This is a genomic window from Pseudomonas sp. A125, assembly GCF_055409485.1.
Window position 1 is genome coordinate 59,453 of the sequence record NZ_JBUZVP010000036.1, and the last position, 12,836, is coordinate 72,288.

12 protein-coding genes are annotated in these 12,836 nt (G+C 62.5%); 3 read left to right on the top strand and 9 right to left on the bottom strand.

What is annotated here, in order from left to right; all coding sequences use genetic code 11:
* Window positions 1-82: 82 nt before the first annotated feature.
* Window positions 83-1,507, bottom strand: a complete 1,425-nt coding sequence (locus ACZRN6_RS32075) for an aminotransferase-like domain-containing protein (protein ID WP_464009717.1) — start codon at window positions 1,505-1,507, stop codon at window positions 83-85.
* Window positions 1,508-1,710: 203 nt separating this feature from the next.
* Window positions 1,711-2,472 carry an SDR family oxidoreductase gene (locus ACZRN6_RS32080; protein WP_322146415.1) on the bottom strand — a complete coding sequence of 254 codons (762 nt, stop codon included), beginning with the start codon at window positions 2,470-2,472 and terminating at the stop codon, window positions 1,711-1,713.
* A 226-nt stretch (window positions 2,473-2,698) separates the two neighbouring features.
* Here ACZRN6_RS32080 and ACZRN6_RS32085 point away from each other — a divergent pair, with 226 nt between their 5' ends.
* Complete coding sequence (locus ACZRN6_RS32085) at window positions 2,699-3,706, top strand: NADP-dependent oxidoreductase (protein WP_076015253.1); 1,008 nt, start codon at window positions 2,699-2,701, stop codon at window positions 3,704-3,706.
* A gap of 128 nt (window positions 3,707-3,834) precedes the next feature.
* Here the strand turns inward: ACZRN6_RS32085 and pyrF are convergent, their stop codons facing one another.
* Window positions 3,835-4,533: an orotidine-5'-phosphate decarboxylase gene (pyrF, locus tag ACZRN6_RS32090; RefSeq protein WP_149411479.1), complete on the bottom strand. Its 699-nt coding sequence runs from the start codon at window positions 4,531-4,533 to the stop codon at window positions 3,835-3,837.
* Window positions 4,534-4,823: 290 nt separating this feature from the next.
* On the opposite strand from pyrF, the gene ACZRN6_RS32095 reads away from it, so the two are divergent.
* Both ACZRN6_RS32095 and ACZRN6_RS32100 read left to right on the top strand, forming a co-directional pair.
* Window positions 4,824-5,588: a response regulator transcription factor gene (locus ACZRN6_RS32095; RefSeq protein ID WP_322148727.1), complete on the top strand. Its 765-nt coding sequence runs from the start codon at window positions 4,824-4,826 to the stop codon at window positions 5,586-5,588.
* Complete coding sequence (locus tag ACZRN6_RS32100; RefSeq protein ID WP_464009718.1) at window positions 5,588-6,625, top strand: sensor histidine kinase; 1,038 nt, start codon at window positions 5,588-5,590, stop codon at window positions 6,623-6,625. Before ACZRN6_RS32095 ends, ACZRN6_RS32100 begins: the two co-directional genes overlap by 1 nt.
* A gap of 45 nt (window positions 6,626-6,670) precedes the next feature.
* Here the strand turns inward: ACZRN6_RS32100 and ACZRN6_RS32105 are convergent, their stop codons facing one another.
* From ACZRN6_RS32105 to ACZRN6_RS32130, 6 genes are all read right to left on the bottom strand, one after another.
* A complete protein-coding gene (locus ACZRN6_RS32105; RefSeq protein ID WP_464009719.1) occupies window positions 6,671-7,732 on the bottom strand; it encodes an AI-2E family transporter in 1,062 nt (353 codons plus the stop codon).
* A 73-nt stretch (window positions 7,733-7,805) separates the two neighbouring features.
* The gene (locus ACZRN6_RS32110; RefSeq protein WP_464009720.1) at window positions 7,806-8,624 is read right to left on the bottom strand and encodes a DUF4892 domain-containing protein; all 819 of its coding nucleotides are present in this window, start codon (window positions 8,622-8,624) and stop codon (window positions 7,806-7,808) included.
* Between the two features lie 102 nt (window positions 8,625-8,726).
* A complete protein-coding gene (locus tag ACZRN6_RS32115; RefSeq protein ID WP_464009721.1) occupies window positions 8,727-9,581 on the bottom strand; it encodes an alpha/beta hydrolase in 855 nt (284 codons plus the stop codon).
* The gene (locus ACZRN6_RS32120; RefSeq protein WP_259201195.1) at window positions 9,578-10,387 is read right to left on the bottom strand and encodes an alpha/beta fold hydrolase; all 810 of its coding nucleotides are present in this window, start codon (window positions 10,385-10,387) and stop codon (window positions 9,578-9,580) included. Before ACZRN6_RS32120 ends, ACZRN6_RS32115 begins: the two co-directional genes overlap by 4 nt.
* Before the next feature lie 98 nt (window positions 10,388-10,485).
* A complete protein-coding gene (locus tag ACZRN6_RS32125; RefSeq protein WP_010166324.1) occupies window positions 10,486-10,929 on the bottom strand; it encodes a hotdog fold thioesterase in 444 nt (147 codons plus the stop codon).
* Between the two features lie 31 nt (window positions 10,930-10,960).
* The gene (locus tag ACZRN6_RS32130; RefSeq protein ID WP_464009722.1) at window positions 10,961-12,628 is read right to left on the bottom strand and encodes an AMP-binding protein; all 1,668 of its coding nucleotides are present in this window, start codon (window positions 12,626-12,628) and stop codon (window positions 10,961-10,963) included.
* Window positions 12,629-12,836: the final 208 nt, after the last annotated feature.

Consider the following 12,836-nt stretch of genomic DNA (forward strand, 5'->3'; position numbering starts at 1 on the left):
TCAAGCCCGGTTTCGATGCAACGAGATTCGCAACCCCGGGGCATTGAACACAAGCGTTTGGCGCCACAATAATGGCAAAAAGCTACATCCTCGTCGTTTTCAGAATGGTAGAGGTCGATCCTGCCGGACCCATTGCCTTGAACAGCGCGAGGGCGCGCCGATCAGCAGCATAGGCTACGTTGATGCGCAGCCAGTCGCTGTGTTCGCCCGTCGGGCTGAAAAGCGCCCCCGGCGACAGCAATACCCCCAGCCGACGAGCCCGTGCCTGCAACGTCGAGCAGTCACCCACGCCAGGGCGCGCCCACAGGAACATGCCACCCGCCGGCACCGCAAACACCTCCCACTCCTCGTCTTCCAGCACCTGCAGGGTCATGGCCATTTCCGCGCCCAGGCGTCGGCGCAGGCGGTGCACCCACTTGCGGTAGGTGCCGTTGGCCAGCAACGTCGCCACCACCGCCTCGGCAAACCGCGACGTGCCGATGCCGGTCAGGGTCTTGACCCTGGCCAGTTGCGCAATGATCGCCCCGCTGGCCGTTAGATACCCCACGCGCAAGGCGCTGCTGAGGGTCTTGGAGAAGCTCGAGATATAGATCACCCGGTCCTCGTGGGGCAACGCCGACAGCCGGGTGCACGTGGCAGGTTGCAGGTCGCCGAAGACGTCTTCCTCGACAATGAAAAAGCCCTGGGAATGGGCCAGTTGCAACAAACGCTCGGCCACCGGCAAGGACAGGCTGGTACCGGTCGGGTTGTGATACAGGCTGTTAATGAACAGGCACTTGGGCCGGTGCGCGCGTAACAGCGCCTCCAGTGCAGGCATGTCCGGGCCGCCACGTGTGCGCGGTACTTCCAGCAGCTTGATGCCGTGGAACGCCAGTAAACGGTAGAGGTTGCCGTACCCTGGGCTTTCTACCACCACGGTGTCGCCGGCCTTGAGCAGCGTACGTATCAGCAGGTCCTGGGCGTGACTTGCGCCCTGGGTGGTGAGGATATGGTCGACCTGGGTTGCAACGTGGATGTGGGACAGGCGCTTGAGCAACTGTTCGCGCAGGGCCGGTAAGCCCAGCGGGGTGCTGTAGTTAAAGACGGCGGCAGTATCAGTACGGGTGACTTCACGAATCGCGTAGCTGATGTCATCGCTCTCGCGCCAGGTGTCCGGCAGCCAACCGCACCCCAGCTTCAACTCACCCAGTTGATTGTCGGTGAACACGCCCCACCCGGACTCGGCCCCCTCATACCATTGGTTTTCGCTACTCGGACCTTTGACGGTGCAAGGCTCGGCCACGAAGAAACCCGCACCGTGCCTGGAGGCCAGCACGCCCTGGGCAACCATCCGCTCGAACGCCTCAATGACGCTGGACTGACTGAGCAGGTTGTCGCGGGCCAGTTGCCGCACCGAGGGCAACCGCGTCCCCGGGCTGGCCCCGCTCTCGCGAATCCAGGCGGCCAACGCGCTGACGATTTGCTGCACCACCGGTACAAGGGCTTGTCGATCGATCCCTAAATCCATGAGCCACTCACTTAAACTGTTGTCATTTAACCCAAACCAGTTAAGCACAGAAGCTCGATGACAGCCGTGGTGAACATTTATTAAATCATTGATTTAATTGAATTATTTACCTACTGATACACATTCAACCAAGGCATCTGGCCACCTGCGGAAAAGCCTCACAGCGCCTCCAACGCTTTTCTGAATGGTATCAGCGCCAGTTCCTAAATCGCCGTTGCACCACCGTCCACCGCCAATGCCTGGCCTGTGGTAAATGCCGCACCGTCGCTGCACAGATAAAGCACGGCGCTGGCGATTTCCTCGACCTTGCCGATACGCCCGACCGGGTGCATGGCGGCAGCAAATTCGGCTTTGCGCGGGTCGGCCTCATAGGCACGGCGGAACATATCGGTGTCGATCACTGCCGGGCATACTGCGTTGACGCGAATTTTCTTTTTCGCGTACTCGATCGCCGCCGATTTGGTCAGGCCGATCACCGCGTGCTTGGACGCGGCGTAGATACTCATCTTCGGCGCGGCCCCGAGGCCAGCCACCGACGCGGTGTTGACGATGGCACCACCGCCCTGAGCAAGCAGCAACGGCAATTGATACTTCATGCACAACCACACACCCTTGACGTTGACGCCCATGATTGCGTCGAACTCGTCCAGGCTGCCGTCGGCCAACTTGCCCTTCTCGATCTCGATCCCGGCATTGTTGAACGCGTAGTCCAGGCGGCCATAGGCGGCCACGGTGTGCTGCATCAACTGCTGTACATCTGCCTCAAGGGTGACATTGCAGCGCACAAACACCGCTTCGCCACCGGCCTGATGAATCAGCGCCACGGTGCCCTCGCCGCCCGCCACATCCAGGTCGGCGACCACGACTTTCAAGCCTTCAGCGGCGAACGCCAGCGCGGTGGCGCGGCCGATGCCGGCGGCCGCGCCGGTCACCAGGGCGACCTGGCCGGAAAATGTCATGCTCATGCTGATGTCCTTCGATGGGAGGCTGGATGACCCCAGTCTAGCCAGCGCCGCCATGGGCGTGGCAGCACTATCAAACCCCCGGTTGGCGAACCATGAGCCGCAGTGATAACGGCACCGGCGCCACTATCATCACAGTGGATCGACGGGCATTCGCAGTGCCCGCGAACCTTGCCGGTGCGGCCCGAAGGGTCTATCACTCAAGGTCCACTTCTCAAGAGTCCCTGCCATGACTGCCCAGACCAACCGCCAATTCCTGCTCGCCAAACGCCCGGTCGGCGCTGCCACGCGGGACACCTTCACCTACCAGGAAGTGCCGGTGGGCACGCCCCAGGACGGCCAGGTGCTGGTGCACAACGAATACCTGTCTTTGGACCCGGCCATGCGTGGCTGGATGAACGAGGGCAAATCCTACATTCCGCCAGTAGGTATCGGCGAAGTCATGCGCGCCTTGGGCGTAGGCAAGGTGATCGCTTCGAACAACCCGAAATTTGCCGTGGGGGATTACGTCAATGGCGCCCTGGGCGTGCAGGATTACTTCCTCGGCGAGCCGCGAGGTTTCTACAAGGTCGACCCGAAACTGGCACCTTTGCCGCGCTATCTATCAGCGTTGGGGATGACCGGCATGACGGCCTACTTCGCCCTGCTGGACACCGGTGCACCCAAGGCCGGCGATACCGTGGTGATTTCCGGCGCGGCCGGTGCGGTGGGCAGCATTGCCGGGCAGATTGCCAAGATCAAGGGCTGCCGCGTGGTGGGCATTGCCGGCGGTGCCGACAAATGCAAGTTCCTGGTGGATGAGCTGGGTTTTGATGCGGCCATCGACTACAAGAACGAGGACGTGCATGCCGGCCTCAAGCGCGAATGCCCGAAAGGTGTGGACGTGTATTTCGATAACGTTGGCGGAGACATTCTCGACGCGGTACTCAGCCGCCTGGCGTTGAAAGCGCGCGTGGTGATCTGCGGTGCCATCAGCCAGTACAACAATAAGGAAGCCGTGAAAGGGCCGGCCAACTACCTGTCATTGCTGGTCAATCGTGCGCGCATGGAAGGGTTCGTGGTGATGGACCACGCGGCGAATTTTGCCGCCGCCGGGCAGGAGATGGCCGGCTGGATGGCTCAGGGCAAGCTCAAGAGCAAGGAAGATATTGTCGAGGGGCTGGAGACGTTCCCGGAAACATTGATGAAGCTGTTCAACGGCGAGAACTTTGGGAAATTGGTACTGAAAGTCAGCTGACCGTTCTGCACACACGATTAATGTGGGAGCCAGCCTTGCCCACGATGCAGGCGACTCGGTGTTTCAGTGATACCGAGGCGATGCTATCGCAGGCAAGCCAGCCCCCACAGAGGCCGTGGCCGCTTTAGTCAGGCGATCTCGGCAACCACCGCCGCCAGTGCCTTGGCCGGGTCGGCCGCCTGGCTGATCGGGCGACCGATCACCAGGTAATCGGAACCGGCGTCCAGGGCCTGGCGCGGCGTGAGGATGCGCCGCTGGTCATCCTGGGCGCTGCCCGCCGGGCGAATCCCCGGGGTCACCAGTTGCAGCGACGGGTGGGCCGCCTTCAGCGCCTGGGCTTCCAGCGCCGAACACACCAGGCCGTCCAGGCCAGCCTTTTGCGCCAGCGCGGCAAGGCGCAACACTTGTTCCTGTGGCTCGATGTCCAGGCCGATGCCGGCCAGGTCTTCCCGTTCCATGCTGGTCAGCACGGTCACGCCAATCAACAGCGGCTTGGGGCCGCTGCGCTGATCGAGCACTTCACGGCAAGCGGCCATCATGCGCAAACCGCCGGAGCAGTGTACGTTGACCATCCACACGCCCATTTCGGCGGCAGCCTTGACGGCCATCGCGGTGGTGTTAGGGATGTCGTGGAATTTCAGGTCGAGGAACACCTCGAAGCCTTTGTCACGCAAAGTGCCGACAATTTCTGCAGCGCAACTGGTGAACAGTTCCTTGCCGACCTTGACGCGGCACAGCTTGGGGTCCAACTGGTCAGCCAGCTTCAGTGCGGCGTCACGGGTGGGGTAATCCAGGGCGACGATGATAGGAGTCTGGCAGACGGACATTGGAATGGGCTCTCAGGCAAGTCGAAATCGGCGCGGATTGTAGCGCAAGCAGCGCGTTTGCGGGATCCGATGATCGGTAATTAACGATTTAGCCGCCAGATTGCGGGCCTTCAGGCAATTGTGTCAAAACCGATACATTCCCGACATGCCTGCAATACCCCCAAAGATTAGCCTCGCACACGTGAACCGCCGTACAGAACTTCCAGCCCCGAGGCTGGGCGCCTATGCTGAACGCAACAACCTCGCCGCCGACCTTCGGCCCGGCGGCCAACCAGGTAGATGATCGCACCATGCAAACCCTGACTCCTGTGCTGAATGACGATCAAAAAGGCTCGCTCCCGGGTGACGACAAGCGCTGGAACACTCGCGCGCTGATCGTCGACGACGACCTGCCGATCCGCGAACTGCTGATCGATTACCTGGCACGCTTCAATATCCTCGCCAGCGGCGTGACCGATGGCGCCGCCATGCGCCAGGCCATGCAAGCCGAAACCTTCGACGTGGTGGTGCTCGACCTGATGCTGCCCGGCGAAGACGGTTTGTCACTGTGCCGCTGGCTGCGGGCGGAATCGGACATCCCGATCCTGATGCTCACCGCCCGCTGCGAACCCACCGACCGCATCATCGGCCTGGAACTGGGGGCCGACGACTACATGTCCAAGCCCTTCGAGCCCCGTGAGCTGGTGGCACGCATCCAGACCATCCTGCGCCGGGTGCGTGATGACCGCACCGAGCAACGCGCAAATATCCGCTTCGACAACTGGCGCCTCAACAGCGTGCTGCGCCAACTGGTGGCCGACGACGGCCTGGTGGTGCCGCTGTCCAACGCCGAGTTCCGTTTGCTGTGGGTATTCATCGAACGCCCACGTCGGGTGCTGAGTCGCGAACAGTTGCTGGACGCGGCACGCGGTCGCTCCATCGAGGCGTTTGATCGCAGCATCGACCTGCTGGTGTCGCGCCTGCGACAAAAGCTTGGGGATGACCCCAAGGCTCCGCAGTTGATCAAGACTGTGCGCGGCGAAGGCTACCTGTTCGACGCCCGGGATATCGGCTGATGCGCAACGCCTTCAACACCCTGTTCGGGCGGCTGTTCGGTGTGTTGCTGGTGGCGATTGTGCTGGCCCATGTGCTGGCAATTTTCTGGTTTCACCACTACGGTCCGCCGCCGCCACCGCCCCACGAGACCTTTATCGAGCAACCGGACGGCACCCTGACGCCCATGCCCAAGGAGCATCGTCGTCCGTGGTTCGGGGGGCCTGTGGTACCGCTGACCTTCCAGTTCATTTCGCTGATCGTCGCCGCCTGGTACGGCGCCAAGTTACTCAGCCGGCCGATCCAGCGCCTGAGCGCCGCAGCCGAGCGCCTGAGCCTGGATCTGGACAGCCCGCCATTAAATGAGTCCGGCCCACGGGAAGCGCGGCAAGCGGCGTCGACCTTCAACCTGATGCAAAAGCGCATCCGCGAACAGGTCACCCAGCGCGCCCGCATGCTTGGCGCCGTGTCCCACGACCTGCGCACACCGCTGTCACGGCTCAAGCTGCGCCTGGAACAGATCGAAGACACCAAGCTGCAAGGCCAGATGCGCCAGGACCTGGACGACATGATCGGCATGCTCGACGCCACCCTGAGCTACCTGCACGAGCAACGCACCAGCGAAACCCGGCATTGGCTGGATGTGCAGGCGCTGGTGGAATCCTTGAGTGAAAACGCCCAGGACCGGGGTTCCGATGTGCAATGCAGTGGTGCATGCACGCCGCTGCAGGTGCAACCGATGGCCCTGCGCTCCTGCCTCAATAACCTGATCGACAATGCCTTGCGGTATGCCGGCACGGCGCGCATCGAACTGGCAGACAGCCCGCAGGCGCTGGTGATCAAGGTGATCGACCATGGGCCGGGGATTGCGGCGGATAAACGTGACGCGGTGTTTGAGCCGTTTTATCGGCTGGAAGGCTCGCGCAACCGTAACTCCGGCGGCGTGGGCCTGGGCATGACCATTTCCAAGGAAGCGGTTGAGCGCCTCGGTGGGCGGCTGAACCTGGAGGAAACCCATGGTGGTGGCCTGACGGCAGTGATGTGGCTGCCCAGGGCTTGAGCCATACCCAAGCCAATGTGGGAGCTGGCTCAGACCCTTCGCCAATCAGCCGGTTTTATCTTCGCGCCGAACCTGAGCCTGGCTGGCGCTCCAGTCGGTCAGCAAGCTATACGCCACCGCCAGCAACGTCGGGCCGATGAACAGGCCGATGAAGCCAAACGCAATCAACCCGCCAAACACCCCCAGCAGCACGATCACCAGCGGCAGGTTGCCGCCACGGCTGATCAGGTATGGCTTGAGCACGTTGTCCACGCCGCTGATGATGAACGTACCCCACACCCCGAGAAACACCGCATAGGTGTAGTCGCCCTTCCAGGCCAGCCACGCGGTGGCCGGGATCCAGATCAGCGGCGGGCCCATGGGAATCAGGCTGAGCAGGAACGTCACGATGCCCAGCACCAGCGCCCCCGGCACACCGGCAATCCAGAAGCCGATCAGCGCCAGCAAGGCTTGGGCGGCTGCAGTGCCGATCACACCGTTGACCACCCGTTGCACGGTGCCCGCCACCAGTTCGATGTAGTAACCGGCCCGTTCGCCGATCAGGCGCTCCAGCAGGCGATGCACAAACATCGCCAGACGCGGCCCGTCCCGGTAGAAAAAGAACACGAACACCAGGCTCAGGGTCAGCTCCAGGATGCCACCGCCGATCTGTGCGCTGCGGGCCAGCAACCAGTTGCCAACCTGCCCCAGGTACGGCTTGAGGGTGACCATCAGCGCCGCGCCCTGCTGGTCGATGCTGTTCCACATCGCTACCAACCGCTCGCCGACGAAAGGAATGGAGCCAAGCCAAGTGGGCGCCTCTGGCAAGCCGTCCACCTGGATATCCTTGATCAGGCCCACGGCATCGCGCACATGGTCGGCCAGGTTAAACCCCAGCCATACCAGCGGTAACGCCACTAACAGCATCCAGACCAGGGTCAGGATTCCGGCCGCCAGGGACTCACGCCCGCCCAGCCAACGCGTGAGCACGCGCATGACCGGCCAACTGGCAAATGCCAGCACCGCCCCCCAGAACAGCGCCGACCAGAACGGCGCCATCACCCAGAAGCTGGCACCAAACAACACCAGCAGCAGGATCTGCACCAGCAGGCGATCGTTATTGAGCATGTGGTTTCTCGAAAAGAAGTCTGTAAGAGGAAGAGCTTAGGCGAACGGCGCGGGTCCGTTCGCCCTGGAACGGTCAGCGTATCAGATGCAGGTGCAAGCCTTTAGCTTCGGCGGTGCCGGTTTCCAGGCGAGCGGCGCGTACGCCCTGATCGATCAAGCCCTGGCGCCATGCCTCGGCGGTGGGCCCGGTCAAACTGACCCGCAAGGTGGCATCCAGGTTCAACCCACGGGAAATAAGCGTGAGCCAGGTGGCGTCAGGTTCGGCGCCCAACTTGGGAAAGTCCAGCTCGCCGGTGCTTTTCAGTTCCCTCAGCAGCGTGGCCGAGGTTGGCAGCAAGTCGCCCAGTGGTGCGCTGGCGTCCAGTTGCTCTACATGCAGATATGCCCGGCGATTGCCCCGGGTGATGCCGTACAGCGCAACCAATGAGTTGTCCTGAGGCGCTGCCAGGCGCAGCAACAGGTATTCCTGCTGGCCGTCGGCGCCCACCAGTTTGGCGTTGCCAAACACTTCATTGGCCCACAGGCTGCTTTCGCCGCAATCACGGGCCTGGCACCAGAACAGCAATTGCGCACCCTGGGCCTGCAAGGCTTCACGGGTGGCAGTAAAGGCGGCACTGGAGGTGTGTTCGGGCGGCAGTTCGTAGGTAATGGCAGTGGTTTGGCCGCGCGCGGTGGCCTGGCCTTCATAGCGCAGTTGGCCGCTGATCTTGCGGATCGAGCCCAGCGGGTAGATGCGTTCTTTCTCTTCGGCGGGGCGGTAGTCGACGATCTGCGCGTCGACCTGACGGGCGACGGCGGGCAAATCCTGGCTACCCGGTACGTCGGCGGCGAACACCAGCGGGCTGAAACAGCACAGCCCCAGAACACGGATAAATCCTTTCGGCATACTCATCGGATCAGTGCGCCCTGGCCATTGGGGTGCGCTGCGGTGCTGAGATCGTTCATGGTTGACTCCCTTTCGATCCGCCCAGCCTCGGCAGTTGACCCCGCCAAGTCAAGGCATGGAGAAGAACCGATTGAAACAGTCTGCAACAAGGGTAGCCCCAGCTTCGTCGTTCAGGTGCAAATGGTGGCCACCAGGCAGCGTGGTCACCTCGAATGGAAGCCCGGAAAGCAATTCGGAATGTTTCGCCAACATGCCGTCTTCGGCGACCACCAGTTGTGTCGGACAGCCGACTCGGCGCACGAAGGCCATCGCCTGTTCTTCTGTCAGGCGCATGGGGGAGGCCAGGGTCAGACGGCTGTCGCTGCGCCAGGTATAACCGCCCGGTACCGGCATGAGGCCGCGCTGGGCCAGCAGTTCAGCGGCTTCGCGGCTCACCGCTACCACGCCTTTCATGCGCGCTTCCACGGCACGATCGAGGGTGCCGTATACCGGCTTGCGCTTGTCTTGCAGGGCCAACTGCGCCTGCAACGCCATGCCAAGGCGTTCGGCGGCGTTGTCGGCGGTGCCGGTCGGCGGGATCACGCCGTCGATCAATCCCAGGTGCGTCACCCGCTCCGGCAAGGCCCCGGCCAACACCAGGGAAACGATGGCGCCGAGGGAGTGGCCAAGTAATGCAAAACGTTTCCAACCAAGCTGTTCAGCCACTTGCAGCACATCGTGGACGTAATCCCACAGCGAATAACCGGCACCGACAGGGCGATGAGCCGAGTGACCGTGGCCCGCCATGTCCAGGGCCACAATACGCAGGCCCGTGAGCTTTGGCGCCAGGCGGGCGAAGCTGTTGGCGTTGTCCAGCCAGCCATGCAAGGCAATGACCGGCAGGCCGTCTTCGGGGCCAAACAGATGCGCCGCCAACTCGATATGCGGCAAGGCCAGGCGCACTTCTTCGACAGGCGCGGTCATGCGCAACTGCGCTCGCGTTGGCGGGCTTCCCAGCGGGCAAACAGGTTCTTGATCAACGTGGCAGTGTCCTGTGGACGTTCGAGGGGAAACATGTGGCCGCCAGGCATGGTCAGCATTTCGCCCATGGGCATGCGCCCGACGCCGCTGGCATGGTGGCGCATCACCACCCGGCTCTGGCGGCCGCGCACTACCGCCAGCGGCACCTTCAATTGCCGGGCCTGACCTGGGCTGGTGTGGGGCACGCCGCGATAGATGCTGATCTCGGTGGCCGGATCAAAGCGCAGGCGCAGGCGGTCACCCACAGGTTCCAGGCCGTGCTGCAGGTAAGCGTCGAAACACTCGGGGTCAAAGCCACGAAACAGGGTTTTGCCGGCGAAATACTGGCGGGCTGCCGCCAGGTCTGCGAATTCTTCACGACGGCCCAGGGTGCGGCCCGCCGGGGTAAGCCGGTCGATGAAGCCGAAGCGCTTGGCCGCGCGGATCACCCAGCGATCGGCCAGGGTCAGCACCGGCGAATCGAGCATCACCACGCCGCGATACAACTGCGGGCAACGCATGGCCGCATGCAAGTGCAACACGCCACCCAACGAATGGCCCACGCCCCACACCGGCTCGGGTTGTTGCTCAAGGTGATGGATCAGCTCGTCCACCAGGTTCTGCCAGTTGTCATCCACCGGGAATCTGGGGTCGTGGCCGTGTTGCGGCAAATGCGCGACGGCGTACTCCGGGGCCAGGGCGGCAAACAATTTGCCGTAGGTCGCCGAAGGAAAGCCATTGGCGTGAGCGAAAAACACGTGTTGCGACATACCTGATCCATCACCATAAACAGAGCGTTGATTCTCCCCAGACCGGGCAGTCACGGCAATGACTGTAACTGCCAGGAATGATGACACTCACGCCACGCCTATCGAGCCGGCGGGTTCTCGCCCAGCGGCACCACGGCCATGGTCAGGCGCGACACGCAACTGGCCTTGCCTTCATCGCTGGTCAGGCGGATGTCCCACACGTGGGTGGTGCGCCCGATATGAATCGGCTTGGCCACCGCAGTTACCCGCCCGCTGCGCAAACCGCGCAGGTGGTTGGCATTGATCTCCAGCCCCACGCAATAAAACTTGCTGGCGTCGATGCACAGGTAACTGGCCATCGAGCCCACGGTTTCTGCCAGCACTACCGACGCGCCGCCGTGCAGCAGGCCGTAGGGTTGATGAGTGCGGTGGTCGATCACCATGCTGGCGGTCAGGGACTCGTCGTCAGCGCTTTCAAAGCGAATGTCCAGCACTTCACCGATGGTGTTTTTCTGGATGGCATTGAGTTGTTCGATGTTGGGTTGGGTGCGCCACAGGCTCATTGATCGGTCCTTATTGGTTTTATGTCAGTGCTCAATCCTGCCACAGCACGGCCTCGGAGCGCTCGCTCCAGGCCAGGAACTGCGACCCGTAGACTGATTCAATCACGTTGCGCTTGATCTTCAAGGTCGGCGTGAGGAAACCGTTCTCCACCGCCCAACTGTCTTTCACCACCACCAGTTGGCGCAAGCGCTCATGTTTATCCAGCAGTTGGTTGACCTCTTCCAGCAGGCGTTCGAGGCTGCCCTGCAACGCCTGGCGCCCAAGGCCTGCGGCATCTTGCAGGCCCACTTCGGATAACACGCACAGGCCCATGGGCGCGCTCAAGCCATCGCCCACCACGCACACCTGCTCGATGCGCGCATGCTCGGCGAGGCGGTTCTCTATCGGCGCCGGAGCGACGTATTTGCCTTTACTGGTCTTGAAGATTTCCTTGAGCCGCCCGGTCAGCCGCAAGCGACCATCGGCGCCCTGCTCGCCCTTGTCGCCGGTACGCAGGAAGCCGTCGGCGGTGATGGTCTCGGCGGTTTTTGCCGGGTCCTTGAAATAACCGAGCATGGTTGCGCCGCTGCGCACCTGCACTTCGCCATCGTCTGCGATGCGCACTTCGACGTCCGGGCATGGAGGGCCGATCCAGCCAAGTTTCTGCTGGCCGGGGCGGCACACGTGGGAATAACCGCAGCTTTCGGTCATGCCATACACCTCCAGCACGTCCAGCCCGAGCCGGCGATACCAGAGCAACAGGGCTTCAGGCACCGGGGCTGCACCGGAGATCGCCACGCGCACAGCGTCCAGGCCCAGCCCGGCGAGCACTTTGTGGCCGACACGTTTACCGATAAAAGGCAGGCGCAACAGGGTGTCGAGGCGGCTTGCGGGGAGTTTGCTGTAGACGCCCATCTGGAACTTGGTCCAGATGCGCGGTACGCCGAACAACGCTGTCGGCCTTGCCCGCTTAAGGTCTGTAAGAAAAGTATCGAGGCTCTCGGCGAAAAAGACCGTTTGCCCGGTATAGATCGAGGCCATTTCCACAAACATGCGCTCGGCCACGTGGCACAGCGGCAGGTAGGACAGCAGGCGATCGCCCTCGCCCAGGCCGAACAATTGCGTGCCGCGGATGGCCGCGAAGGCCAGGGCGCCGAAGCTGTGCATCACGCCTTTGGGCAGGCCGGTGGTGCCGGAGGTATAGATGATGGTGGCTAAATCGGATGCTGCGGGGGCGGGGTTGTCCTGGATCGGTGAGCAGGTTTGCAGGTCGGCCCAAGTGAAATCGAATTCTCCTTCGGGGCACAGAGGCAGGCTGATGGTGGGCAAGCCGGCCATGACGCCAGCGGACATGGCGGGCCAGTCGTCCAGTTTGCCGATAAACGCCAATGCTGCTTCGGAATGCGCCAGAACGTGGGCAACGGAGTCGGCGGTGAGGTTGGGGTAGAGCGGCACGGAGACGTGGCCGGCCATCCAGATGGCGAGGTCGGCGATGATCCAGTGGGCGCAATTCTTCGAGATCAGGGCGATGTGGGAGCCCTGGGGCAGGTCGCGGGCTCGCAGCCAGTGGGCGGCGCAGCGGGCTTGGTGGCCGACCTCGGCCCAGGTGAGGGTTTGGACCTCGCCACCTTTGATGGGCTGTACCAGGAATCGCTGCCGGGGGTGGCGGGTTTCGCGGTCGAAGAAGACTTGCAGCGGCAAACGAATAGCGACAGACATGGACGCGCTCCTTGGTGTTCCGATGGTAGCCAACCAAGCACTTGCTTGGGTGGACTATTTCACGGGCGCGCGGGGGGTGCAAGTTCTGCCGTTTTGGGGGTATGTCCATTATTTGGGTGATGGCTTAGATGGGTTCCGCCCTTACGGCGGGTCACTTTTGAAAGGAGCCCAAAAGTAACCAAAAGGCTCTTGCCCCACCACTCGGCAC